Origin of the sequence: Pseudomonas sp. DTU12.3, from assembly GCF_004124275.1 — a bacterium.
Lineage (GTDB): Bacteria > Pseudomonadota > Gammaproteobacteria > Pseudomonadales > Pseudomonadaceae > Aquipseudomonas > Aquipseudomonas helmanticensis.
This window is the reverse complement of sequence record NZ_CP027218.1, coordinates 2,576,284-2,600,090: the sequence shown is the minus strand read 5'-3', so window position 1 is coordinate 2,600,090 and position 23,807 is coordinate 2,576,284. Positions and strand designations below refer to the sequence as shown.

General features: G+C 60.8%; 22 protein-coding genes. 10 read left to right on the top strand and 12 right to left on the bottom strand.

Annotated features, from left to right (window positions below; all coding sequences use genetic code 11):
* Positions 1 to 24: 24 nt before the first annotated feature.
* The 5 genes from C2E19_RS11875 to C2E19_RS11855 form a co-directional block, all read right to left on the bottom strand.
* Positions 25 to 813: a molecular chaperone gene (locus tag C2E19_RS11875; RefSeq protein ID WP_129392069.1), complete on the bottom strand. Its 789-nt coding sequence runs from the start codon at positions 811 to 813 to the stop codon at positions 25 to 27.
* Between the two features lie 34 nt (positions 814 to 847).
* Entirely contained in the window at positions 848 to 1,348 is a 501-nt protein-coding gene (locus C2E19_RS11870) for a spore coat U domain-containing protein (protein ID WP_129392066.1), read from the bottom strand.
* A gap of 4 nt (positions 1,349 to 1,352) precedes the next feature.
* Positions 1,353 to 1,889 (bottom strand): spore coat U domain-containing protein, encoded by a 537-nt coding sequence (locus tag C2E19_RS11865; protein ID WP_129392063.1) that lies wholly within the window; start codon positions 1,887 to 1,889, stop codon positions 1,353 to 1,355.
* A 20-nt stretch (positions 1,890 to 1,909) separates the two neighbouring features.
* A complete protein-coding gene (locus C2E19_RS11860) occupies positions 1,910 to 2,443 on the bottom strand; it encodes a spore coat U domain-containing protein (RefSeq protein WP_129392059.1) in 534 nt (177 codons plus the stop codon).
* A 104-nt stretch (positions 2,444 to 2,547) separates the two neighbouring features.
* Positions 2,548 to 3,069: a spore coat U domain-containing protein gene (locus C2E19_RS11855; RefSeq protein ID WP_256661299.1), complete on the bottom strand. Its 522-nt coding sequence runs from the start codon at positions 3,067 to 3,069 to the stop codon at positions 2,548 to 2,550.
* A 284-nt stretch (positions 3,070 to 3,353) separates the two neighbouring features.
* Here C2E19_RS11855 and zapE point away from each other — a divergent pair, with 284 nt between their 5' ends.
* Positions 3,354 to 4,505 carry a cell division protein ZapE gene (zapE, locus tag C2E19_RS11850; protein ID WP_129392056.1) on the top strand — a complete coding sequence of 384 codons (1,152 nt, stop codon included), beginning with the start codon at positions 3,354 to 3,356 and terminating at the stop codon, positions 4,503 to 4,505.
* Between the two features lie 87 nt (positions 4,506 to 4,592).
* Positions 4,593 to 5,906 (top strand): leucine-rich repeat-containing protein kinase family protein, encoded by a 1,314-nt coding sequence (locus tag C2E19_RS11845; protein WP_129392053.1) that lies wholly within the window; start codon positions 4,593 to 4,595, stop codon positions 5,904 to 5,906.
* A gap of 127 nt (positions 5,907 to 6,033) precedes the next feature.
* Here the strand turns inward: C2E19_RS11845 and C2E19_RS11840 are convergent, their stop codons facing one another.
* Positions 6,034 to 6,738, bottom strand: coding sequence for a YebC/PmpR family DNA-binding transcriptional regulator (locus C2E19_RS11840; RefSeq protein ID WP_129392049.1), 705 nt, complete (start codon positions 6,736 to 6,738; stop codon positions 6,034 to 6,036).
* A 221-nt stretch (positions 6,739 to 6,959) separates the two neighbouring features.
* On the opposite strand from C2E19_RS11840, the gene C2E19_RS11835 reads away from it, so the two are divergent.
* The gene (locus C2E19_RS11835) at positions 6,960 to 8,342 is read left to right on the top strand and encodes a type VI secretion system Vgr family protein (RefSeq protein ID WP_129392046.1); all 1,383 of its coding nucleotides are present in this window, start codon (positions 6,960 to 6,962) and stop codon (positions 8,340 to 8,342) included.
* 103 nt (positions 8,343 to 8,445) lie between these two features.
* Here C2E19_RS11835 and C2E19_RS11825 read toward each other — a convergent pair whose 3' ends face one another.
* Positions 8,446 to 9,837 carry an FAD-dependent oxidoreductase gene (locus C2E19_RS11825; RefSeq protein WP_129392043.1) on the bottom strand — a complete coding sequence of 464 codons (1,392 nt, stop codon included), beginning with the start codon at positions 9,835 to 9,837 and terminating at the stop codon, positions 8,446 to 8,448.
* Between the two features lie 72 nt (positions 9,838 to 9,909).
* Entirely contained in the window at positions 9,910 to 11,235 is a 1,326-nt protein-coding gene (locus C2E19_RS11820; protein ID WP_129392040.1) for an MFS transporter, read from the bottom strand.
* Positions 11,236 to 11,502: 267 nt separating this feature from the next.
* Between C2E19_RS11820 and C2E19_RS11815 the strand changes: the two genes are divergently transcribed.
* Positions 11,503 to 12,375, top strand: a complete 873-nt coding sequence (locus C2E19_RS11815; protein WP_129392037.1) for a LysR family transcriptional regulator — start codon at positions 11,503 to 11,505, stop codon at positions 12,373 to 12,375.
* Between the two features lie 125 nt (positions 12,376 to 12,500).
* The gene (locus C2E19_RS11810; protein WP_164979422.1) at positions 12,501 to 13,229 is read left to right on the top strand and encodes a CatB-related O-acetyltransferase; all 729 of its coding nucleotides are present in this window, start codon (positions 12,501 to 12,503) and stop codon (positions 13,227 to 13,229) included.
* A gap of 26 nt (positions 13,230 to 13,255) precedes the next feature.
* Here C2E19_RS11810 and C2E19_RS11805 read toward each other — a convergent pair whose 3' ends face one another.
* Complete coding sequence (locus C2E19_RS11805; RefSeq protein ID WP_129392034.1) at positions 13,256 to 14,116, bottom strand: LysR substrate-binding domain-containing protein; 861 nt, start codon at positions 14,114 to 14,116, stop codon at positions 13,256 to 13,258.
* Positions 14,117 to 14,228: 112 nt separating this feature from the next.
* Here C2E19_RS11805 and C2E19_RS11800 point away from each other — a divergent pair, with 112 nt between their 5' ends.
* Complete coding sequence (locus C2E19_RS11800) at positions 14,229 to 15,338, top strand: 2-aminoethylphosphonate--pyruvate transaminase (protein WP_129392031.1); 1,110 nt, start codon at positions 14,229 to 14,231, stop codon at positions 15,336 to 15,338.
* Between the two features lie 143 nt (positions 15,339 to 15,481).
* The gene (phnX, locus tag C2E19_RS11790; RefSeq protein ID WP_129392025.1) at positions 15,482 to 16,309 is read left to right on the top strand and encodes a phosphonoacetaldehyde hydrolase; all 828 of its coding nucleotides are present in this window, start codon (positions 15,482 to 15,484) and stop codon (positions 16,307 to 16,309) included.
* Positions 16,310 to 16,430: 121 nt separating this feature from the next.
* Here phnX and C2E19_RS11785 read toward each other — a convergent pair whose 3' ends face one another.
* Complete coding sequence (locus C2E19_RS11785; protein ID WP_129392022.1) at positions 16,431 to 17,084, bottom strand: hypothetical protein; 654 nt, start codon at positions 17,082 to 17,084, stop codon at positions 16,431 to 16,433.
* 315 nt (positions 17,085 to 17,399) lie between these two features.
* On the opposite strand from C2E19_RS11785, the gene C2E19_RS11780 reads away from it, so the two are divergent.
* Positions 17,400 to 17,948, top strand: coding sequence for a cytochrome b (locus C2E19_RS11780; RefSeq protein WP_129392019.1), 549 nt, complete (start codon positions 17,400 to 17,402; stop codon positions 17,946 to 17,948).
* A 241-nt stretch (positions 17,949 to 18,189) separates the two neighbouring features.
* On the opposite strand, the gene C2E19_RS11775 is transcribed toward C2E19_RS11780, so the two are convergent.
* Together C2E19_RS11775 and C2E19_RS11765 are read right to left on the bottom strand one after the other, a co-directional pair.
* Complete coding sequence (locus tag C2E19_RS11775) at positions 18,190 to 19,095, bottom strand: 1-aminocyclopropane-1-carboxylate deaminase/D-cysteine desulfhydrase (RefSeq protein ID WP_129392017.1); 906 nt, start codon at positions 19,093 to 19,095, stop codon at positions 18,190 to 18,192.
* Between the two features lie 124 nt (positions 19,096 to 19,219).
* The gene (locus tag C2E19_RS11765; protein ID WP_129392014.1) at positions 19,220 to 21,259 is read right to left on the bottom strand and encodes an NADPH-dependent 2,4-dienoyl-CoA reductase; all 2,040 of its coding nucleotides are present in this window, start codon (positions 21,257 to 21,259) and stop codon (positions 19,220 to 19,222) included.
* 208 nt (positions 21,260 to 21,467) lie between these two features.
* Here C2E19_RS11765 and C2E19_RS11760 point away from each other — a divergent pair, with 208 nt between their 5' ends.
* Entirely contained in the window at positions 21,468 to 22,598 is a 1,131-nt protein-coding gene (locus C2E19_RS11760) for a nitrilase-related carbon-nitrogen hydrolase (protein WP_129392011.1), read from the top strand.
* 3 nt (positions 22,599 to 22,601) lie between these two features.
* The gene (locus tag C2E19_RS11755) at positions 22,602 to 23,642 is read left to right on the top strand and encodes an AraC family transcriptional regulator (RefSeq protein WP_129392007.1); all 1,041 of its coding nucleotides are present in this window, start codon (positions 22,602 to 22,604) and stop codon (positions 23,640 to 23,642) included.
* The last annotated feature ends 165 nt before the right edge of the window (positions 23,643 to 23,807 follow it).

Sequence of the window (23,807 nt, the reverse complement as noted above, 5' to 3'; positions counted from 1 at the left end):
CTTTGTCGGCCCACAACCACTCAATCAGCGTGCCGGGGTAATGCTCTGCACCTGCGGTGCGCCATTGACCCGTACCTGCAACGCCGAATCCCCGGCCAGCGAACCCGGCGCCGGCCAGCGCATCACCGCGCCCGGCAGCACATAACCGAGCAAGCCTTCGGCCAGCGGTTTGCTCTGCCCACCCTGTTTGATCGCGACATCCGTCAACCGTGCATGCACCGCGCCCTGATTACGCACCTCGACGTAGGGCCGGCCATCGACCGCCACCGTGCGCCAGCTCAGTTGCGGTAAACCGATGCCCTTCGGATCTCGCGCACGCGTGCTGTCTTCCTTGCTCCACAGTCCCGCGCCGTAGGCAAACAGCGGCACCGAATAGCGCATCTGGAAGCGGATCGCTGCGGCGGTCTTGCCGCCGTCAGCGGAGGGAGGTTGCGCGGAAGGAATTTCGTCGATGATGATGCGGTAGGCCAGTTCCTGGCCCGGCGGCACCTCTTTGGTTCGGGTCAGACGCACCAGTTGTTTTTGCCCCGGTTCGATCTTCGCCACCGGCGGGCTGCCGATCACGTCGCGCTGATTCTGGTATTGCTCCTCGAAACCGTTCTGGCTCCAGCCGAACACGCGGATCTGCAGATTGGCGGTCTCGTTGCCGCGATTTTCGAGCCACAGTGCACTGGCCTGTTGATCGGCTTCGAGCACCGGGTCGATCGGCCAGATCAACACCGAACTGGCGGCGCCGGCATGGCCTGTTCCGAGCATGACCAGCGCCAACATCGCACTTTGCAGTAACGCGTGCCGTGACATGAATGACCCCATAGACCTGCTCCTTGTCGGCAATGGCTACTGCACCTCACCACGACAGTTGCACCTGCAACACGTCGCTGTACGTCCCCCCAGGCTGATTGCCCGGTAGTTGCACCTGACCGTAAATCGGCAGGCTGATGTTGTTCGCATCGCTGTACGCCACTGCCACGCTCTGGCCGATGCCCAGGCTCTGGCTGTATGCCGCATCGCGAAACAGCGCATACGCCACCCGCGCACTGCCGCTGTTGACCTGCATGTGCCGGCCACTGCTGTTGTACTGACCGCCATCGACGCTCATGTTCAGCGTCACCCCGGGCGTGCATTGCAATTGCACGCCACCGGTCAGCGCGACCTGCACGGTGCCGGTGGCCAATGCCGAACGCGAGCCGAAATTCAGCCCGCCATAGTTCGACACACCGCCCACCACCAGGCACCCCGCCGTGACCGTGGCGCTGACCTGGAAACTCTGACTGGTCGCCGCCGTCAGCGGCAGCGGTGCACTGCCCGCACAGAGCAGGAGCAGCGCGGCGCATCCAGGCCGGCGCATGGCATCAGAACGTCAGTTCAACAGCGACGGTGTCGGTGTACGTGCCGGCCGGCAAACCGGCCTTGCCCACGGCCTGACCGTAGATATTCACGGTCTGCGCAACACCGGTACTCGCGGCGAGATTGATCGTCCCGTCGATCGCCAACAGCTGCGAATGACCGGCATCGGTGTACAAGTCGTACGGGACATAATTGGCCACGCCGTCAAACAGGGCGCGCGTGCCACCCGGTGATTTGCCGTCGTTGGCACCGGCGCGCACCTTGACCGTCGGCGTGGTCCCGCTGGAGCAAAGAATCGACAACGCCCCGCCGCCACCGCCGAGCACTTGCCCGGTGGCCGTGGTAAACAGGCTGTTGGCGGTGCCGAAGCTCAATGCACCGAAGTTCAGTCCGGTGGAACCACCCGCACCGTTGACCTGACAGCTGCTGATCAGGATCAGGCTGGAAGTGATCTGGCCGGTGACCGTGGTGGCGGCGTTGGCACTGGAAACCAGCGCCAGACCGAGCAGCGGCAAAGCTATCCTTGATGCAAACATACGCATGGTGTCCGTCCTCTACGGGGTTACCAGTCGAGCGTCACCGTCAGGGTGTCGGTATAGACCCCAGCCGGAACCGCGCGGGTATTCGCCACCACCGAGCCAAATACCGGAATGGGTATCTGCGCACCGCTGGTGACAGCGAAATTGTGTTGTTGGCCGATGCTGTAGCTCCGGGCGCCGGAGGGATCGACGAACAGTTGATAGGGAATGGTCTGGCGGCCATTGCTCAGGCGCCGGGTATTGCCGTCACCGTGGGTGCCGCCGTCGATAGTGACGGTGAAGCCGGTGACCGAAGGATTGCAGGCGACATTGAGCTTGCCGCTGCTGTCGCCGTCGAGACTGGCCTTGATCGGCGCATTCCAGGTGGGTCCCTGAAGACCGAAATCAAGTGTGCCAAGCTCACCCACCGGGCTGGCGGGATTGGAGGAATTAGTGACTTCGCAGCCAGCGATCAGGATCAGCCGCGCGTGGATCTGCCCGCTGACAGCCGCCTGCGCGTCGTCGGCGAGTAATGCCAGCGTACCTGCTGCCATGACCATCCAGTGTTTGCCTGTCATTGCGCCCGTCCCTACTCCTTCAGGTGACTCCAACCCTTGCGTTCATCATTGAACGTCTTGACTGCACAACCCGAAACCTCCGCGTTGCCGGTAAAACCCTGCGATCACCAAGTGACCGTGACCTTGACCAGATCCGAATAACGGCTGACTCGCGGCACCTCGGCCAAACGCTCGATCCGCGCGTACAACGGCAACTCCACCGTGCCGCTGTCCGGCACGCGCCCGCTGACCGGCACATTCACCGCCAGCGGCACACGCCGCGCGGCGTCCTGATACAGGCGATACGGAATTGGCTTGCTGTCAGCCGTACCGGCCAGGTAGCGAACCTCGCCGACGCCGCCGTGCAGACCGCCATCGACACGCATTTGATACGGCGTGTCCGGATTGCATTCCAGCCGTGGCAAGCGTTGATTGGTCAGCGCTGCAGCCAATGGCCCGGCCGGGTCGTCGAGACGCGCGGTGCTGCCGAAATCGAGGACACCCAGTTGCTCGATGCCGGCCTCGCGCTGCTGGCCGATCAATTGGCAGCCGCGTTGCACATCGACGCGCACTTCGACCTGAAGATCCGCCGCGTATGCCGGTGCGCAAAACACTCCCAGCAGGCCCATGACCACTCGTGCATTCACTGCCCCATTCCTTGTCAGGGATCGCCTGCGTTGGCGTTACTGTGTTTCAGGTTAGCAACGGACGGCGATTGCGCCAGTCGATTGGATCCACTGAACTGCCGGGATATGTTTCGAAAGGTTGGCAACAGGGCGAATCATGTCGCTGAAAATAGCTGTACAGCCCGCAGAATATTGTTCAGTAACCGCCCATTCTCGATGCGCCGTGGTGGTAGCCCCGCTGAACGTCTGGTTACACTACCCCGCCGCGCTCAGTGGAGCCGGTTGACCTGCCCGGAGTAACCAGAGTGCCCGCCCGACTGCCCGACCGATCGCGACTGAGCCAGCGCTGGCCGGCGTTGCGCCGTTTGTTCGGCAAGGGCATGGCCGCCAGCGCCGGGCATGACGCCAGCGCGCAGTCGATCCGCGATTACTTCCGCAGCAAGGCCCACGAGCAGGGTTACACCCTCAGCGCCAGCCAAAAACAGGTAATCGATTGCATGGCACAGCAGGCCAGCCTGTTGTTCGGCGCCACACCACAGACAGCGCCGAGCCTGTATTTGTATGGCGCCGTCGGGCGCGGCAAGAGCTGGCTGCTTGATGGCTTTTTTCAGGCTCTGCCGATCACGCGCAAACGCCGCCTGCATTTCCATCAGTTCTTTGCGCAATTGCATCAGGGCATGTTCCGCCATCGCGAGCGCGATGATCCTCTCGAAACCAGCCTCGACGAGCTGTTGCAGGACTGTCAGGTGTTGTGTTTCGACGAGTTTCATGTGCATGACATCGGCGATGCGATGCTCATCACCCGGCTGTTCAAGGCGCTGTTCAAGCGCGGGATATTGCTGCTGGTGACGTCCAACTACGCGCCTGAGGGCCTGCTGCCCAACCCGCTCTATCACGCGCGGTTCAAACCGGTGATCGAACTGATCAATACGCGCATGCAGGTGATGGAAGTCGGCGGCCCGCATGATTACCGCAGTGTGGCGCGCAACCATCAACACCAAGTGTTTACCCACGGCCATTATGTGTGGCCGGGCACGCCGGCGCAGCGCCAGGCGCTGACTCTGCCAACTGAGGATGCTCCGCCGCTATCGCTGGCGGTCGGTACCCGGCATTTTCATGCACGTCTGATTGAAGGCCGACGTGTGGCTTTTACTTTCGCTGATCTGTGTGAACAGCCAACCGCGGTGATGGATTATCTGGAGTTGTGTCGGCGTTTCGACCACTGGGTGATTGACGAATTACCGCTGCTGGGCGACTGCTCGATTGCCGCGCAACAACGCTTCATCAACCTGATCGACGTGCTCTACGACCAGGACAAACACCTGACGCTGATGGGTCGCCTGTCGCTGTGCGAAAGCCTCGGCGGCGATGCGATCGACCTCGGGCGCACGCGTAGCCGGTTGGGACAATTGCAGGTTATTGCCCCTCTGTCTGACACCCCCGCTGAAAAAATCTGATCTGGCCGCAAATCGCCGCTTTGCCGTTATCATGTCGCCCATTCCGAGCGCTTCGCGTCTCTGCACCTTTCAAAAGTGAACACTGACATGCACACCCTTGCTCAACTGCGCGCCGGCGAGTTGTCGGGCATCACGCGGCTGGACCTGTCTTGCGGGCTGACCGAGTTTCCGCGCGAGATCTTCGAGCTGGCCGACACCCTCGAAATCCTTAACCTCAGCGGCAATGAACTCAGCAGCCTGCCGGACGATCTGCATCGCCTGACTCGGCTGCGTGTGCTGTTCTGTTCCGACAACCATTTCACTGAATTGCCGGCCTGCCTCGGCCAATGCGCGGCGCTGACAATGATCGGCTTCAAGGCCAATCGCATCGTCGAGGTACCCGGCGCCGCGCTGCCGCCGCTGCTGCGCTGGCTGATCCTCACTGACAACCGCATCGACACCCTGCCGACTGAACTGGGTGAGCGCCCTTATCTGCAAAAACTCATGCTGTCGGGCAATTGTCTGCAAGCACTGCCTGAATCGCTGCGCGACTGCCATCGACTGGAACTGCTGCGCATCTCGGTCAATCAGTTCAGCGAACTGCCGCAGTGGCTGCTGAGCTTGCCGAGCCTGACATGGCTGGCCTACGCCGGTAATCCGCTGGAAACCGAAGCCGACGCCGCCGCGCTGGAAGCCACGCCGCTGATCGATTGGTCGGCATTGCGCCTTGAGCAAAAACTCGGCGAAGGCGCCTCCGGGGTGATTTCCCGGGCGAACTGGCAGCACGCCGATGGCTCGCTGAAACCGGTCGCGGTGAAGTTGTATAAAGGTGAAATGACCAGCGACGGCTCGCCGTTACACGAAATGAACGCCTGCATCACCGCCGGCCTGCACCCGAACCTGATCCGTGTTGAAGGGCGTATCACCGGTCATCCCGACGGCCAGCAAGGGCTGGTGATGCAACTGATTGACCCGAGTTTTCGCAACCTCGCCGGATTGCCAAGCCTGGCCTCGTGTTCGCGGGATGTGTACGCCGATGATCTGCGCTTCACCGCCGACGTTGCCTTGCGCATTGCCAAGGGCATTGCCTCGGCAGCCGAGCACCTGCATGCGCAAGGCATCACCCACGGCGACCTGTACGGGCACAACATTTTGTTGAACGAACGGGGCGATTGCCTGCTGGGGGACTTTGGCGGGGCGTCGTTCCATGCCACGACGGATACCGCACAGACGCGGGCGCTGCAACGCATTGAAGTGCGGGCGTTCGGGATTTTGCTGGGGGAATTGCTGGCGCGCATCGACTCGGGGTTGAGTGCAGAGCGGCGTTTACATTGGGAAGCGCTGGAACGGTGTTGCTGCCAGGCGGATGTGCGGGCGCGACCGGGGTTCAGTGAAGTGTTGCGCGAACTTGAAAATCTGTGACCGCGGCGCGGTCAATCGCGGGCAAGCCCGCTCCCACAGTGTCCGTGTCGTGCACAAAATATGTGAACTGCGCAAAAATCTGTGGGAGCGGGCTTGCCCGCGATGAGGCCATCACTGGCGAAACAGATCAGCCAGCCAGACCGACGAACATGTCCTGCACGTCATCATGGTTGTCGAGGCCTTCGAGGAACGCTTCAACTTCAGCCATCTGCTCGTCGCTCAGGCCGCTGACCGGGTTCTTCGGCTGGTAGCCAAGCTTGGCCGACAAGACCGTGAAGCCTTGCTCGGGCAGGGATTTCTGCACGGCGTCGAGGTCAGTCGGGTCGGTCAGGAACAGCGTCGCACCGTCTTCACCTTCTTCAAAATCCTGGGCACCGGCTTCGATCGCGGCCATTTCCGGATCGGCGTCCGGGGTGTCCGGCGAGGCTTCGATCATGCCGACGTGGTTGAAGTCCCAGGCCACGGAGCCGGAAGCGCCCAATTGTCCCTTGCGGAACGCCACGCGGATTTCTGCCACGGTGCGGTTGACGTTGTCGGTCACGCACTCGACGATCAGCGGCACCTGATGCGGGGCGAAGCCTTCGTAGGTCACGCGATGGTATTGCACCGCTTCACCCAGCAGACCCGCGCCTTTCTTGATCGCGCGATCGAGGGTTTCTTTCGGCATCGAGGCTTTCTTGGCCTGTTCGACCACCAGACGCAAGTGTGCGTTGGTGGCGGTATCGGCACCGTTGCGTGCAGCAATGGTGATTTCTTTCACCAGTTTGCCGAAGATTTTGCCCCTGGCGTTGGCTGCCGCTTCTTTGTGTTTAACCTTCCACTGTGCGCCCATTACTCACTCTCTTGATCTGTGGCGCCGAGACATCTATTGGCCGACGCGTGGCGCCAAGTTTATACGGCCTAAAGTCGGCAATCGACCAAAAAAATCGTAATGCTGAATCGACATTTTCGCCAGAGCGTGTAGGGCTATTCTGAAAAGCCGCTTTGCCATAAGCATTCGGCGCTGCGGTTTCGTACCCTCTGGGGCCGTATTGCCAGACAGAGCCTGTGCGTATGCTCAATGACATGGAAAGTCCCTTCACGCTGACCCTGACCGACAGTGGATTGCAAATGCCGGTGTTGCGCTTTCGCGGCGAGGAAGCGCTCAACCAGCCCTACCGCTTCGACATCGAACTGATCAGCCTCGGCCCGGCCATGACGCCAGGCACGCTGTTGCAGCAACCGGCATTTCTGCATCTGAGTGAACATCACGGGGTTCACGGGCGCATCGACAGCGCCAGTTGCGAACATCGCGGCGCGCATCGGGTCGGCTATCGAGTGGTACTGGTGCCCTCCCTGCAACAACTCGCGCAAGCACAAAAACGCCGCGTCTTTGTGCACTTGAGCGTGCCGCAGATTCTCCAACAGTTACTCGAGGAAAACGCGCTGCCGGTCGACAGTTACCGAATGGAAGTGATCGTCGGCCAATACCCCCAGCGCGAGTTCTGCATTCAATATGAGGAAAGCGATCTGGCCCTGCTGCACCGCTTGTGCGAGGAAGAAGGCATTCATTACCACTTCGAACATGGCCCTGACGGGCATGTCGTGGTGTTCGCCGACGACAGTCTGAGTTTGCCGCAAGAGCCCACGCTGCTGCCGTTCAGCCTCGATGACGAGGCGCCCTCGCCGCATATCGCCACACTGTTCCAGCGGCATGACGCGGTGCCAATCGCACCGCAACGTCATGTGCGCAATCGCGGGCAAAGACATCTGCGCGAGGATGCCGCCAACCAGAGCGTAACGGGGCCGACAACGACGCTGTCCCAGCTACATCGCTATGCCGAACAACGCAGCCGTCGCCATCTGCAACGTCAGCGCTGCGAATATCGCTCGATCCATGGCCGCAGCGATTGCGTGGACCTGCTCAGCGGTCAATTGGTCCAGGTTGCGGAGCATCCGATCAACAGTTTCAACGAACAATGGTTGATCACCGAAATGCGCCATCACGGGCAACAGCCGTCGATTCTCGAGCCGACACCCAGCGTTTACCGCTACCACAACGATTTCGTTGCCCTGCCCTGGTCGACGGAATTTCGTCCGGCACTCAAACAGCCGCGACCGGCGATCCCCGGTTATCACTTGGCGCGCGTACTCGGCACGCCCGGGCAGCCTGCATCTCTCGATGACCAGGGCCGGATCAACGTCAGTCTGTGGTCTGTCGCAACGGTGCATGCCGACGATGGAATATGGCTGCCGATTGCCCTGACCAACGCCAATGGACGGATCGCCGCCAATGAACTGCCCTGTGCCGGCAGCGAGGTGTGGGTGAGTTTTCTCGACAGCGATCCGGATCGACCGATCCTCTGCCTGGGCACGCAAGGCGAACTGCCGCAGCAACAAATACCGCCCACTCAAGACAATCCCCAGTTACTCGACTGGCTCCTCTACCGCAACTGACCCACCCCTGCAGGAGCTGCCGCAGGCTGCGATCTTTTGATCTGGTCTTTTACAAACAAGATCAAAAGATCGCAGCCTGCGGCAGCTCCTACATGAGGGGGAGTCAGGCTTTGTCGGCCTTGCCCGCCGCCGCAGCGAATTTCGCCAGGCGTACGTCCAGGTGCCGTGGTCGGCGCCCGTGGTCTTCAGCGCGCTCCTTGCGCCGGATGGCGTTGCGCACCATCAGCGAACCCAGATAACGGATCGGCTCCGGCGGGAAGTAGCCCAGCGGACCGTTGACCAGCGGCGAGCGCGTCCACGGGTTGTCGAGGCCCTGTACCAGCGACGCGAGAATCTGCCCGCCCATGTGACACGGGCCAACGCCGCTGCCGGAATAGCCGAAACCGTAGAACACATTGCCGCTGCTGCTCATCTGCCCGAAAAACGGCAGGCCGGTCACCGAGCGATCCGAAGGACCGTTCCAGGTCGCGTCGACTTTGACCTCGGCAAACGCCGGAAAAAAATCGCCGAGACTGCGCTTGAGTAATCCGGCGTACGGCGACGGCTGATCGAACACCGGCAGCATCCGCCCGCCATAGGCAAACGTGTTACCGCCCTTGCCAAGCATGATCCGGCCGTCCGGGGTGTTGTGGTAGTAGTGCACGAAGATCCGCGAATCGAGCACGGTGACACCACTGGTCAAGCCGATTTCCTGCAGCAATTCCGGGCGCGGTTCGGTGATCAGCATGTCGCTGGAAACGATCGCCACGCTGCGCTCGAACTGCGGGAAAGCGCGGGCCATCCACGCATTCATCGCCAGCACCACGCGGTCGGCGACAACACAGCCGCTGGCGGTGTGGATGCGCGCCGGGCGGCCCTCTTCAAGGCCGGTCATCGCCGTGTTTTCATGGATCTTCACGCCGAGCTGCAAGGCCACACGGCGCAATCCGCGCACCAGTTTGCCCGGTTGTACACTGGCCGCCGCCGGCGAGAACCAGCCTTCCAGATGCTTGGCGGAACCGGCCATGCGCTGCACATCGGCGAGCGGGCGCTGGCTGAACGAGTTGATGCCATTGCGCTCCAGCGCCGCGATCACTGCGTCGGTCGAGCCGACCTGTGCGCGATTGGTCGCGGTGTACAGCGTGCCGTCGAGCCGGTAATCGGCATCGACGCCGTATTGCTCGCAGAACTCGCCGATGGCATGAATGCTGCGCTCAGATTCCTTGACCAGGCGCACTGCTTCGTCGACGCCGAACAGGCGTTCCAGGGTGAAATACTTGGCCGACCACGACAACGCGCAGCCACCGTTGCGCCCACTGGCACCAGCGCCGCAGATGTCGGCCTCGATCAGCAGCACATCAAGCTCGGGGTTCTGCTGCTTGAGCATGATTGCCGTCCACAACCCGGTGTAACCGCCGCCGACGATGCACACGTCAGTGCGCACTTCGCCTTGCAGCGGCGCACAGGTTTCAGAGGTGTCGGTCTGTAGGGCCTGCTCCAGCCAAAACGGTCTCATGGGTTTTCTCCAGTCAGTTGGCCACGCCACAGCCTGCCGCGTGCGTCGCAGCAGGCCGCGAGGCAAGGGTTTTCAGGAACGCAGGGGTTTGATCGTCAACGGGCAATTGGGGATGGAGGCGCGTGGCTCCATCACACCGACCGGGCGGCTGTTCCAGTGCGGAATCAGCACCAGCGCCGAAAACAGCGCGCAACCGGCAAACACGATGAACACCGTCACCGAGTCGAAGTAACCCGGCAACAAGCCACCGAGCACCGCACCGACCGAGCCGCAGCCGTTGACGAAACCGGCCGCCGTGGCACCGGCCTTGGCTTTGCCGAAGTCGATGGCCGCTGCGCCGCTGATCATCGAATCCGGGCCGTACAGGGTCAGGCCCATGACAAACAGCAGTGCGACCACCAGCAAAACACTGCCGGTGTGCAGAGCGCCCATGAACAGCGCCAGCGTCACGGTCAGTGCGAGCAGACTGAGCACGCAGGCCGGCATGCGCCGGGCGCCGAAGAGCTTGTCCGAGGCCAGGCCAATCATGATCGGCCCGAGCAGACCGGCCAGCTCGAACGAGGTCGGAATGATTGCCGCACCGACCTTGCCAACGCTGGGCATTTGCTCGAAGACAATCACCGGGCCCCACAGCAGAATCGCGTAACGCGCCGGTTTCAGCATGAAATACGCCAGGCCCAGCACCAGCACCGTGCGATTGCGCAGGATTTCCTTTAACGGTTCCCAGACGCTGAGTTTGCTGTTGGCTTCGGTCTCCTCCGCGCTGAGTTCCGGCTCCGGCTCGACCGCCGGCAGGCCAACATCTTCCGGTTTGTTGCGCTGGAAGATGAAGAACACCACCGCCACCACCGCGACCACCGCTGCGCTGGAAATGAACGCCGCGTGCCAACTGCCTACCAGCGTATACGCCCACCAGCCGGCAAACGGCGAAGCCACCAGACCACCGAAGGCGTAGCAGGAACTCCATAAACCGAGCACCCGCCCGCGCTGTTGCGCAGGGAAGAAACTGCCAAGGTTTTTACACAACCCCGACCACCCGGTGGACTGCGCCAGCCCCTGAATCAACATGCAGGTAGCGAAGATTGGTAGTGTCGCGTAGCTGCCCATCACCAGCGCCGCTGCGGCGGAAATCAGCAAACCGCCAAGCACCACGACCCGTGGGCCAAAGCGGTCGGCGAGCATGCCCCAGGTGAATTGACCGATGGCGTAAGCCGCCAGATAAATCGCATCGAGGTTGGCCATGGCCATCTTGTCGAGCATGAAGGTGGGGTCTTCGGCGATGCCGAGTTTGGCCACCGAGAAAGCTTTGCGGGTGAAGTAGAAAGCGGCGTACGCGAGCCAGGTGACAGCGAAGATCTGCACGCGCCAACGCGCAATGGTGCCGATGTGCTTGTTCATGGTGGTTCTGACCTCAGGGTGTGAGTGTGCCGGCAGAATCGTTAAGAAAAACGCCTGTGTTTTTATTGTTGAGCACTGCGATATCCCCCCATCCCTATGGCGATACCGGTCAGATGAGTCCTGCTGTTGCACGCAGGCTCATGGCCATTGCTGCTCCCCGAACGAGCAGTCAGCGATGGCGTGAGCCGATCAAAGCAATTACTGTTTAATAAATAAAATCGATTTATCGTATTTCACACATAAGCTCAGCTTGTTACTGGAGCATTCATGTCCGTCTCCCACGCCCAGCTCAAAGCCTTCCATGCCGTGGCCGTGCATGGAAGCTTCACCAAAGCCGCCGAGCGGCTTTTTCTCACGCAACCGGCGATATCCGACCAGGTGCGCAAACTGGAGGAGCGTTTCGGCGTTCTGCTGTTTCACCGCAATAAGCGTTCCGTGCGCCTGACCGATCTTGGTGAGCGTTTGCTGGCGATCACCCAGCGCCTGTTCGTGATTGAAGCCGAAGCGCAGGAATTGTTGCAGGAATCCCAGGCCCTGCAGACCGGCAGCCTGATTCTGGCAGTCGATGCGCCGGTGCACGTGTTGCCGCAGATCGCGCGGTTCTGCGAGCGCTATCCGGGGATCAGCGTGAAGATCGAGACGGGCAACACCGATGAATCGCTGTTTCGCCTGTTCAACTATCAGGCCGATCTGGCGTTGCTCGGGCGCGATGTCAGTGACGAGCGTTTGCTCTGCGTGCCGCTGCGCAACGACCCGATGGTCGCATTCGTCTCACGCCATCACCCGTGGGCCGAGCGCGAATCGATTTGCCTGGCGGACCTCGATGACACGCCGTTGGTGTTGCGCGAACACGGCTCGGTGACACGGCAGACGCTGGAAGAAGAAATGGCCCGCGCCGGGTTTCGCATTCGCCCGGCGATTCAGGTTGAAGGCCGCGAAGCCGCGCGCGAGGCGGTGGTGGTGGGGATTGGCGTGGGGGTGGTGTCGGCGGCGGAGTTTGGTGCGGATTCGCGGGTCTGCGCATTGCCAATCATTGATTGCACGCGCCGGCTGACGGAGACGCTGGTGTGCCTGCGCGAGCAGAGTTCGCGGCGGGTGGTGGCGACGTTTTTGCAGATGGTGCGCGAGAGTCTGGTGTAGCTGTGCCCTGACCTGAACGTCAGCTACACTGGCGCCTTGCCATCTGTCACAAAAAATTTCGCAGCATCACCGTCTGAGACGCACCGAGCCTGTCGCGGCTCGACCATGGAATCGAAGTACGCATCGTGAAGAAAATAATAAATTCAGTTCGGAATCACTTCTGGAAAAAATCCATTCGCCAGCATGCCTGCAAAGTCGCCGGCGGGATTTTTTCGTTGCACAAGCGATCGACACTGACGCTCGAAGAACACGTCAGCATCGGCCACGTGGTGATCGAGTCGAAACACCTCGCCATCGGTGCGCACACCTACATCAGAAGTGATTGCGTGCTGTCTGCGGTTTCCTCCATTGGCCGCTTCTGCTCGATCAGTACCCGCTGTTTTATCGGCCAGCAAAAGAGCTCGCATCCGACCGACTGGCTCAGTTCACACCCCTTTCAGTACACCGATACCGCGCTGACATTCGACCCGGTGGTGGCCGACGTCACGATCGGCCACGACGTGTGGATCGGCCACAGCGCGATGATCCTCGAAGGCGTGCAGGTCGGCACCGGCGCAATCATCGCGACGCGCGCGCTGGTGACCCAGGATGTTCCGCCTTACGCCATCGTTGCCGGCACCCCGGCGAAAATCATCAAGTACCGGCATGACCCGCACACCATTGCACGCTTGCTTGACAGTCAGTGGTGGAACCTCGATGTGCAATTGCTGCAGACGCTGCCATTGAATGATCCTGCCGCCGCGCTGGACCAACTGGAGAACATGCAGCTGAAGCAGGCGAATTACCCAAGAATCGAAATCACCCGAAAAAGTACCGCGATCCTGCCGGCTCAGCCGCAATTGACCATGGCCTGATCTGGATGCCGCGACTGCGCCTGAGGTCAGCCAGGCGCCAACGCGAAAAACGCCTGGATCAAACGCAAATCCCGGCGCCGCTCCATGCAGCCGATCATGTGCCGGTTGACCAGACCGTCGCCGACAATCGGAATCGCCACCACGCGCGGGTCATGGCTGACTTCCACCGATGACACCACACCGACACCCAGCTCAGCGGCGACGGCTTCCGTCACCGCCTCGCGGCTATCGAGTTCCAATAACACCCGTGGATGAATCGAGGCCTGTTCACACGCTTGGTCAAAGGTACGCCGGGTGATCGAACTCGGTTCACGCAGCACCATGATCACCTGATCCAGCTCTTTGAGCTTGACCTCCCCCGCGCGCGTCGCCCAGGCATGCGTTGCCGGCACCAACGCGCAAATGCGCGATTCGCTCAAGCCTTGCAGGTGCAGGCCTTTGCGCGGTTCGACTTCAGTCAGCACCGCCACATCGGCATGCTCGGACAACAGCGCCGCGAGGGTTTCCTGCGCATTGCCCAAGCGCAGATTCACGGTAATCCCCGGATACCGCGCGCGCAGGCTGGCGAGCATCGGCATGACCATGTGCGGGCCGTCCGCCGCCACTTCCAGACGCCCGGTAAGCAATTGTCGATTGGCCTCAAGCAGCACCTGCGCTTCTTCCGCGAGGCCGAACATCGCCCGGGTGATCGCCGCCAGTTTGGTGCCCTCCTCGGTCAGCTCCACTCGTCGCGCGGTGCGCCGCAGCAAAGTGATCTGGTAGTGCTCCTCCAGCGCCTTGATGTGCCCGGTGACCGCCGGCTGACTGATGAATAACCGCGCAGCAGCCCGGGTAAAGCTGCCCTCGCGGGCCACGGCGTCGAAGGCGCGCAGCTGAAACAGATTCATGAATAACTCTCGCTGATGGCTGGCATAACAATAAACAATTTGATTGATACAACGCCGAATTGCAACGTATGCCCCGTAGCTTCATCCCACAGCGCTATCCGAGGACACACGAATGAGTATCGCCGAACCCATCCTGCTCACTCCCGGCCCGTTGACCACTTCGGCCCGCACCCGTCAGGCGATGATGGTCGACTGGGGGTCATGGGATGACCGCTTCAATCAACTGACCGCCAGCCTGTGCGAACAATTGCTGGCGATCCTCAACGGCGCGGCCACTCACCATTGCGTGCCATTGCAGGGCAGCGGCACCTTCGCCGTCGAGGCGGCGATCGGTACTCTGGTGCCGCGTGACGGCAAAGTCCTGGTGCTGATCAACGGTGCTTACGGCAAACGTCTGGCGAAGATCTGCGAAGTGCTCGGCCGCTCATTCAGCACTTTTGAAACCGCTGAAGACGAACCGACCACCGCCGCCGACGTCGACCGTCTGCTGCGCGCCGACAGCGACATCACTCACGTCGCGCTGATCCACTGCGAAACCAGCACCGGGATTCTCAATCCTTTGGCGGAAATCGCCGAAGTCGTTGAGCAACACGGCAAACGCCTGATCATCGATGCCATGAGTTCCTTCGGCGCGTTGCCGGTGGACGCGCAAAAAGTCCCGTTCGATGCCTTGATCGCGGCCTCCGGTAAATGCCTGGAAGGCGTGCCGGGAATGGGTTTTGTCTTCGCCCGCAAAGAGTCGCTGGCGGCTGCCGCCGGCAATTCGCATTCGTTGGCGATGGATCTGTTCGACCAGCACGCCTACATGATGAAAACCGGCCAATGGCGCTTCACCCCGCCGACCCACGTGGTCGCGGCGCTGCACGAAGCGTTGCTGCAATACAACGAAGAAGGTGGCCTGCCGGCGCGGCATGCGCGCTACGCCGCCAACTGTCAGGCACTGATGGAAGAGATGGCCAAACTCGGTTTGCGCAGCTTCCTGCCGGCGGCGATTCAGGCGCCAATCATCGCCACGTTCCATGCGCCGAACGATCCGCGTTACCAGTTCAAGGACTTCTACGAACGGGTCAAGGCCAAGGGTTACATCCTCTATCCCGGCAAACTGACTCAGGTCGAAACCTTCCGCGTCGGCTGCATCGGCCATGTCAGCCCGGACGAAATGCGTCAGGCCGTCGCGGCGGTGGGCGAAGTGCTGCGCGAGATGGAAGTCCTGGAAATCTGACCCCACCACCCATCCCTTGTGGGAGCGAGCCTGCTCGCGAAAGCGGTCGAACATTCAACATCAATGTCGACTGACACGACGCCTTCGCGAGCAGGCTCGCTCCCACATTTGAATTGCATTGCCAACATAGGAATTTGATAAACATGAACTACGTCAATCCAAGCAAACTGCAAGCCGCCATCCTCGACTGGGCCGGTACCGTGGTCGATTTCGGTTCGTTCGCTCCTACGCAGATCTTCGTCGAAGCCTTCGCCGAGTTCGATGTACAGGTTTCCATCGAAGAAGCCCGTGGGCCGATGGGCATGGGCAAGTGGGATCACATCCGTACCCTCTGCGATCAGCCGCAAGTCGCCGAGCGTTATCGCAAAGTCTTCGGCCGCACGCCGACCGACGATGACGTCACCGCGATCTACAAGCGTTTCATGCCCCTGCAGATCGAGAAGATCGCCGAACACTCGGCGCTGATTCCCGGCGCCCTGGAAACCATCGCCAAGCTGCGCGAGCAAGGGATCAAGATCGGTTCGTGCTCCGGCTACCCGAAACAGGTCATGGATAAAGTCGTCGAACTGGCAGCCAGCAACGGTTACGTCGCCGACCACGTGGTCGCCACCGACGAAGTGCCGAACGGTCGCCCATGGCCGGCTCAAGCACTGGCCAACGTAATTGCACTGGGCATCGACGATGTCGGTGCCTGCGTGAAGATCGACGACACCGTGCCAGGCATCCTCGAAGGCCGCCGCGCCGGGATGTGGACGGTCGCGCTGATCTGCTCCGGCAACGCGCTGGGCCTGGATTACGCCGGTTTCCGCGCCTTGGGCAGCGATGAACTGGCCAGCGAACGCAAACGCATTCACGCACTGTTCGAAAGCTCGCGCCCGCACTATATGATCGACACCATCACTGACCTGCCGGAAGTGATTGCCGACATCAACAAGCGTCTGGCCAAGGGTGAGATGCCGCAAAACGATTAAGTCAGATTAAAAAAACCGCCAACTGATCAACAGTTGGCGGTTTTTTATTTATCGACTTAAATATTCAATCGGAATCCACACCGTTAAATCCGAATAACACACAGCATTAAATCAACAACAGTCACTCAATAACAAGATTGCCTTCTGCGTCATATAGCAAGCCGTCCACATAACGAATCGAACCGTCCGCCAATTGCTCGGTGCCGTCAGCCCAGACGATACGACCATCTGGATATTCAACAGTCTCATCCGGCCAGACGATACGTCCGTCCGGATGCTCTACCCTGCCGTCAGCATGCTGAATGATGCCGTCCGGTCGGGTGACCTGGTTTCGCTGAGCATTGACGACGCTGCCATCGATCAGCTTGGTCGACCCGTCGGGCTTGCCAATACTGCCGAGGGCGTTCACCAGATTGATGAGTGCCACGGGATCAATGTTGATATTCAAGGTAGGCCACGGCATTGGCGGACGGACGCTTACCGGCGGTTTGGTGCCTGGCGTCACTGGCTTGACCGGTGGTTTGGTGACCGGCGTTACTGGCTTGACGGGTGGTTTGACCGGTGGTTTCACGGGAGGCTTGACCGGTGGTTTGACCGGGGCAGGCTTGACTGGCGGCTTGACCGGAACCACGGGCGGCTTGACCACGGGTTTGGAGGGTGGCGTCACTGGCGGTTTGCCGGGCAGAGGTTTCGGTCGCGATACCGGTGGTTTTGCCATCGCTTTTTTTACAATGTTCTTACTCTGTTTACGATCCAGAAGAATACTGAAAGTCATCTTGAAATCCTTTTATGAAAAATCCTGCTGTTAATGGAATTACTTGTTAATCCAACTGTTTTAAAAGCAACAACTGCGCGCAACACTAACCACTTCAATAACGTCAATCAAACGCTCTAAAGATTCAAAACATAAACAACAACCGGTTACACCTGAACAACTAAAATCACGCTTTGCAGACACTAACAGCGTCATAAAAGCAGCACATGAAAAAACTTCTGCCGGGTTCAGGCAAAAATGCCAAAGGACGTTTACAGTTAAGGTATGCCGTCGGAGAAACGGCGCGATGGAGCCCTGAACCGAGAGGAACACCGTATGCCGTGGACAAGTTCAGAATCGCGCTACAGCACTGTGTCGGTGCTGCTGCACTGGCTGATGCTGATGTTGTTGGTGCTGGTGTACGCCAGCATGGAATTGCGCGGCTTCTTCCCCAAAGGCAGCGGCGGCCGCACGCTGATCCGCGAAGTGCATTACATGCTTGGCCTGACCGTGTTCGTGCTGGTGTGGTTTCGCCTGCTCGCACGCAGCCTCGGCCCGGCACCGAAGATCTTCCCCGCTTCGCCGCAATGGCAAACCGTGCTGGCGCGGCTGATGCACTGGGCGCTGTACCTGTTCATGATCAGCATGCCGATTCTCGGCTGGCTGATCACCAGCGCCGAGGGGCATCAGGTGATGTTCTATGGCTTTGATCTGCCGCTGCTGGTTGCGGAGAACAAGGATTTCGCCAAGCAGGTCGAGCATTGGCACGTGCTGATCGGCACGATCGGATACTGGCTGATCGGGCTGCATGCGCTGGCGGGGATCTATCACCATTACGTGGTAGGCGATAACACGCTGCTGCGGATGATGCCCAAGCGCGGGTGAAACCACCGGGATCTATCTGAGGCAATACAGATCATTGTGGCTGGCAATGGAATCTATCTGTGGCACTGCAAACCATTGTGGCGAGGGGATTTATCCCCGTTGGGCTGCGAAGCTGCCCCAAAACCTCAAAACGCGGTGTGTCAGACTGAACAGTGTGGGCTGAATTGGGGCTGCTTCGCAGCCCAACGGGGATAAATCCCCTCGCCACAATGGATCTCCATATGACAGAAATAGGGTGCGGTCAGGGATAGGTGCTGAACCCGCGTCTGCCCTGCAGGCCGCCGGTGTGGACAAAGATCAGTCGTGTGCCGCTGGCAAATCTGCCTGCTTCTATCTGTTCCTTGAGGGCCATCAGCGCTTTGCCGGTATAGAGCGGTTCCAAGGGCACACCGCTAGCCTGTTCGGTCTGCTTAATAAACGCGAGCAACGCCGGATCAACCCTGGCAAAACCACCACGGCTGGCCTCGATCAACTCGTAGCCCGCATTCGCCACCCCTGCTGCTTGCAGGATCGCCTCGATGTGCGGCGCCACACCGTGATCCTCCGGCACCGCCAGTGCGCCAAACACCGAATGCGCCCCCGCCTCAGCCAGCACTAACCCGGCCAGCGTCGTACCGGTGCCGCAGGCCAGCCACCAGCCGTGGTAATCGCTCCAGCCGAGCGTGGGCAATTGCGCATCGAGTTGCTGTTTGAGCGCAGCGCAACCCAGCGCGCCGGCCAATCCACCCCCGCCCTCCGGCACCGCATACAGTTGCGGGTACTGCGCCTGCCAAGGTTCCCAGAACCCCGGCTCGTTTCGCGCGCGGTAGCCGCCGTAACCCAACCAATGCAACTGCATGCCGAACGCCTGCAAATCCAGCACGGTCGGCGTTTCCTGCGCATGCCCACGCAACAGCCCGACAGTCTTGAATCCCAACCGTTTGCCCGCCGCCGCCAACGCATGCAGATGATTGGAGTGAGCACCACCGAGACTGATGATGCCTTCAGCACCGGCACCCTCGGCGGCTTTGAGGTGTTCAGAGAGCTTGAACCATTTATTGCCGCTGATCAGCGGATCAATCTGGTCGAGGCGCAGGATCGCGACCTCAATGCCGGCAGCGCTGAGCCAGTCCAGATGAAGGTGTTCGAGGGGGGCGTGGGCAAACATGAGCAGAGCATGATCTGAAAAAAACACATACTAGTAGGAGCTGCCGCAGGCTGCGATCTTTTGATCCTGTTTTTGAAAACCCAGATCAAAAGATCGCAGCCTGCGGCAGCTCCTGCAGGGGTGTTTACAGTTCAGCGGCGAGGCGTGAGCCTTGGTTGATGGCGCGCTTGGCGTCCAGCTCGGCCGCGACATCGGCGCCGCCGATCAGGTGCACGTTTTGCCCGGCTTCCACCAAGCCATCGTGCAGCTCACGCAGCGGGTCCTGCCCCGCGCAGATCACGATGTTGTCCACCGCCAGCAATTGCGGCTCGCCGGCTTCGCCGATGCGGATGTGCAAACCCTCGTCATCAATGCTCAGGTATTCAACGCTGTTGAGCATCTGCACCTGCTTGTTCTTCAAACCGGTACGGTGAATCCAGCCAGTGGTTTTACCCAGGCCATCGCCGACCTTGGTTTTCTTGCGCTGCAACAGGAACACTTCACGGGCCGGAGCGTGCGGCGCCGCTTTGATCCCGGCGACGCCACCGCGTGCTTCCAGCTTCGTATCGATGCCCCATTCTTTCCAGAACGCGGCACGGTCCTGACTGGTGGCCACGCCTTCATGGACGAGGAATTCCGAGACGTCAAAACCGATACCGCCCGCGCCGATCACTGCGACACGCTTGCCGACCGGTTTGCGCTCAAGGATCACGTCGATGTAGCTCAGCACCTTGGCATTCTCGACGCCCGGAATCGCCGGCAAACGCGGCGCAATGCCGGTGGCGAGGATGATTTCGTCGTAGCCGCCTTCAAGCAGTTTCGCCACATCGACGCGAGTGTTCAGGCACACCTCGACATTCGTCGTCTGCAACTTGCGCTTGAAGTAGCGCAGGGTCTCGAAGAACTCTTCCTTGCCCGGCACGCGTTTGGCGATATTGAACTGGCCGCCGATTTCGCTGGCCGAATCGAACAGGGTCACCTGATGGCCACGCTCGGCCGCCACGGTTGCAGCGGACAGACCGGCAGGGCCGGCGCCGACTACGGCAATCTTCTTGATCTGCTGCACCGGCAGATAGTTGAGTTCGGTCTCGTGGCAGGCACGCGGGTTGACCAGGCAACTGGTCAGCTTGCCGCCAAACGTGTGATCGAGGCACGCCTGGTTGCAACCGATGCAGGTATTGATCTCGTCGGCGCGGCCTTCGGCAGCCTTGTTGACGAAGTCCGGATCGGCGAGGAACGGCCGCGCCATCGAGACCATGTCGGCGTCGCCTTCGGCAAGAATCTGCTCGGCGATTTCCGGGGTGTTGATGCGGTTGGTGGTGATCAACGGAATGCTCACCGAACCGCGCAGCTTGGCCGTGACCTTGCTGAACGCGGCACGCGGCACTTTGGTGGCGATGGTCGGAATCCGCGCTTCGTGCCAGCCGATGCCGGTATTGATGATGGTCGCGCCAGCCTGCTCGATGGCTTTGGCGAGGATGACGATTTCATCCCAGGTGCTGCCGCCCTCGACCAGATCGAGCATCGACAGACGGAAAATGATGATGAAATTCGGGCCGACGGCTTCGCGCACGCGGCGAACGATTTCCACCGGCAGGCGCATGCGGTTTTCGTAACTACCGCCCCAACGGTCAGTGCGATGGTTGGTGTGCGCGGCGAGGAACTGGTTAATGAAATAACCTTCCGAGCCCATGATCTCGACGCCGTCGTACTCGGCGGTTTGTGCCAATACCGAGCAGGTGACGAAATCGCTGATCTGCTTCTCGATGCCTTCCTCGTCCAGCTCTTTGGGCTTGAACGGGTTGATCGGCGCCTGGATCGCGCTCGGTGCGACCTGCTTCGGGCTGTAGGCATAACGGCCGGCGTGAAGGATCTGCATGCAGATCTTGCCGCCCGCCTCGTGCACCGCGCGGGTGACGATGCGGTGCTTGAGCGCTTCTTCTTCGGTGGTCAGCTTGGCCGCGCCGGAGTACACCCCGCCCTCGTCGTTCGGACCAATCCCGCCGGTGACCATCAGGCCGACACCGCCGCGCGCGCGTTCGGCGAAGTACGCCGCCATGCGCTCGAAGCCGCCCGGTTTCTCTTCCAGGCCCGTATGCATCGAACCCATCAGGGTGCGGTTGCGCAGCGTGGTGAATCCCAGGTCCAGCGGGGCCAACAGGTGCGGGTAATGAGCGGCGGTCATCGGTAACTCCACAACGAGCGTTCACGGAAAAAGTGCGGGAGCTCTGCGTCCCCCGTCAGTCATGTGGCACAGACTAAGAGTCGCACCGTTGTCACTCAATGACCGTAACTGACAACTTATTGATCCAAATGCGCAGCGCCTCTTGGCAATCGGCGCCATGGGCCCTACCCTAGTCGCCACACCCTGTACCCGGTTGTTGTTGGTTTTCATGCGCAAACTTTTGTACCTGACATTTTCCATGGCCATCGTGGCCGTCCTGACCACCTACGCCATGTGGGCGGCAGACCGGCCGGCGGGCCATTACCTGTCGGACCTGCGCATCAAACTGGCGGTCGATGAGGGCACGCCTGCCGACCGCGGCAACCTGCTGGGCATCCAGCCCGAACTGTTCCCCACCGACTATCAAAGCCCCGAACGCCTGCACCGCAAACTCGCGGCGTATCTGCAACAGGCTCAGGATCAAGGCTTGTTGAACGAGAAAACCGTAGTGGTGTTGCCGGAGCATGTCGGCACGTGGCTGATGATCAGCGGCGAGAAAGACGAGCTGTATCAGGCGCCGACCCTCGCCGAAGCGATGAACTGGCTGGCCGCGAGCAACCCGCTGTTGTTCGCCCGTGCCTGGCTCAGCGCCAAGGGCAATAGTCGTCTCGATGACGCCCATCTACGTATGAAATCCAAGGCGATGGCCAAGGATTACCAGGCACTGTTCGGTGGCCTGGCCAAGGAATTTCACGTGACGCTGGTGGCCGGCTCGATCGTCTTGCCGGAGCCAAGCATTCGCGATGGCCAGCTCAAACCCGGCAGCGGCGCACTGTTCAACAGCAGCGTGGTGTTTGGTCGCGATGGCGTGCCGTTGGGGCAACCGCAGCGGCAGATGCACCCGATCTTCGATCAACGCGATGTGATCGAGGGCGAAGATCAACACGCGATCAACGTCGTCGACACGCCCGCCGGGCGCTTGGGCATCCTCATCGGCAGTGACAGCTGGTATCCGGACAATTACCGCAAACTTGACGAGCAAGGTGCGCAACTGGTGGCGGTGCCGGCGTTCGTGGTGGGTCATGGCGTGTGGAATCAACCGTGGGGCGGCTATAAAGGATCAAGCACGCCGGGCTCGGTCAGCCTCAAGCCCGGTGAAGTCAGTGAAGGCCAGGCCTGGCATCGCCTGACCCTCACTGCGCAGCCGCCGAGCAGTCGCGCGATCGCTGGCGTGAGCGTGTTCCTGCGCGGGCAGTTCTGGGACAAGTCGAGTTCCGGGCAAAGCTTTCTCAGCAGCAACGGCCAGCAGTTTGCCGACGGCGAAGCGCGTGGCGCGCGTTTGCTGAATGTCTGGTTGTAAATCATGAAACCGCTGCCGATGCGCCTTGGCGATTTGTCGGTGGGTTTCGTTCACAGCCTCGCCGACGCGGTGCGCAGCCATGCTGCCGATCCGCAGCCGCTGCTTGAGCAATACGGCCTCGATGCCGCCCGTCTGGCCGAGGCCGGGGCACGATTGTCGATTCCGCGTTACATGCGCCTGGGGCACGCGGCGATCCAGCTGACCGAAGACCCGGCGTTGGGCCTGCGAATGGGCCAACTGAGTCGCCTCAGCCAGGCCGGACTGGCCGGGGTCACCGCCGCGCAAGCGCCGACCGTGCGTGAAGCCGCCCGTTGCCTGATCCGTTTCGAACCACTGTACGGCTCCAACTATCGCGGGCAGTCGAGCTTTCACGAAGATGCCAACGGCGCATGGCTGCGTTTCTATTCGATCAGCCCGTACAACGCCTACAACCGCTTTGTGGTGGATTCGATCATTGCCGGCTGGTTGCAGCAGCTGTCCAGCGTCAGTCGCGAAACGCTGCGCGCTGAACGCATCGAAATCGAATTCGCCGAGCCGGATTACCGCGAAGCGTACGCGGCGCTGGGGGATTGCCCGATCCTGTTCGGCGCCGAACGTAATCAACTGCGCCTGAGCCTGAACAGCCTCGCGCAACGCAACCCCGAACACTGCCCAAGCACCTGGCGGCATCTGCTGCAATTGTGTGAGCGCGAACTGGAACAGCTGACGCGCACCCGCAGCCTGCGCGAACGCATCACGCAATTGCTCGGGCCGTTGCTCAACGGTGGTCGCGAACCGGATCTGGAGGAAGTGGCGGCACGCCTGAAGCTGCCAACCTGGACACTGCGGCGCAAACTGGCCGACGAAGGCACGCAGTTTCGCGCGATCCTCAACGACACTCGCCGTGATCTGGCGATGACGTACATTCGCGACACCGAACTGGCATTCGGTGAGATCGCTTATCTGCTCGGCTTTGCTTCAGCCGAAGCTTTCCAGCGAGCGTTCAAGCGCTGGACGGGACAGACACCCGGCGAATTTCGTCGCAGCCATCGCCAGACGGCATAGGGCTACAAGCTAAAGCTCACAGCTCGGTGGCGTCTTCCGCAGGTTCCGGTTGATCCAGTTCAAAGGCCTGGAATTCGAGCAGCTCTTCTTGATAGTCATCCATTGCGTAATCCCCCTGCTGCTCTCTTGAATGGGCCTGAGCAAATGCCCAGTGCCTCGAGCATA